This is a genomic window from Mycobacterium sp. 1245801.1, from assembly GCF_001673055.1.
Classification (GTDB): domain Bacteria; phylum Actinomycetota; class Actinomycetes; order Mycobacteriales; family Mycobacteriaceae; genus Mycobacterium; species Mycobacterium europaeum_A.
On record NZ_LZKY01000183.1, the window covers coordinates 1 to 1121 of the forward strand.

General features: G+C 63.2%; 3 protein-coding genes. All 3 read right to left on the reverse strand.

The features are described from left to right. Positions 1-91: 91 nt before the first annotated feature. Genes A5622_RS11575 through A5622_RS30745 form a run of 3 tightly spaced genes read right to left on the reverse strand, consistent with a single transcriptional unit; the run spans position 92 to position 722 of the window. Positions 92-310, reverse strand: a complete 219-nt coding sequence (locus A5622_RS11575; protein WP_066877191.1) for a hypothetical protein — start codon at positions 308-310, stop codon at positions 92-94. Then, positions 307-525 carry a helix-turn-helix domain-containing protein gene (locus A5622_RS11580; RefSeq protein ID WP_232002805.1) on the reverse strand — a complete coding sequence of 73 codons (219 nt, stop codon included), beginning with the start codon at positions 523-525 and terminating at the stop codon, positions 307-309. Before A5622_RS11580 ends, A5622_RS11575 begins: the two co-directional genes overlap by 4 nt. Beyond that, positions 522-722: a helix-turn-helix transcriptional regulator gene (locus A5622_RS30745; RefSeq protein WP_066876094.1), complete on the reverse strand. Its 201-nt coding sequence runs from the start codon at positions 720-722 to the stop codon at positions 522-524. The genes A5622_RS11580 and A5622_RS30745 overlap by 4 nt, the downstream gene beginning before the upstream one ends. Positions 723-1121 lie beyond the last annotated feature (399 nt).

Here is a 1121-nt window from a genome sequence, read left to right on the forward strand (position 1 = left end):
CGCGCTCGACGACGGCAACGCCCAAATCGCTGCGCTCGAGGACGAACTCGTCGCCGCCAGGTCCACCGTCGACGGCTCGGCATGCGGATGCTCATTTCGTGAGGCCGGCCCATCGGGCGGCGGTGAGTGCTTCGCGGAGGTCGGCGCACGTCGCGGCGAGCTGGATCGCGATGTTCTGCCAGCCGTCGACGGTGGACCTGGCGGCGACGAGTTCGTCCTCGAGCGCAGCGATTTGGGCGTTGCCGTCGTCGAGCGCGGCTACCGTGCCGGCGAGCGCGGCCTCGGTGTCGGCGACGTGCCGGGCGTTCACTTGGGCTCCCAGGTGGGTAGCTCGGTGGCGAACCGGCGGACCTCATCTCGAGTAAACACCACGCGGCTGCCCAACATACGTGGTGTGATAGCACCGCGCCTGACATAACGGTCGAGTTCGCGCGTCGACATGCCCGCGAGGGCTTGCGCGGCGTCCTTCTTGCTCAGCAGCTCGGGCTCCATCACGACACGCGCCGGCGCGGCGGTCCCGCTCATTTCGCGTCTCCGTGTTTGATGTGAGTGCGCTTGTTGTTTGTCGGGATGGGCCGGAAAAGTACGGCCGGTCGGACACCGAGCACTTCGGCCATGCGGGCGGCGCGGTCCGCCGACAGGGTGGTGCATTCACCGGCGAGGAGCCGGGACACAAAAGAGTGGTGAATTGTGCTGCGGCTGGCCAGTTTTCGCGCCGACATGAGGGCGCCTGGTTGGGGGCCGACTAGTGTACGTAGGAGGGTCAGGTTTCGGGGCTGGACGTGCTTCACTGGCAACGTAATCACTTGCTTTCGGCTGTTTACCGCCCGTCACGGCGGCCGCTTTTGAATGTGCAACAAGTGTCGCCTACTCGACGGTAATCCGTCAAGCAGCACGCGCTACCTACTTTTCGTTCATGCGACACCTTGACGTTCTAATTACAGCCGTGTAAGTATGATGACCTGCGAAGATGGTGACGGCGCTCACTATTGCGGATGCGACACCAGCAGGTATAGTCACGTCCAACGGTAGGCGTTTAGATTCAAAGCGTCCGCCGACACGAGAGAAAAGGGTTGGACACAATGCCTACCAATGACAGGCACGGCGATCTCACCTTGCCT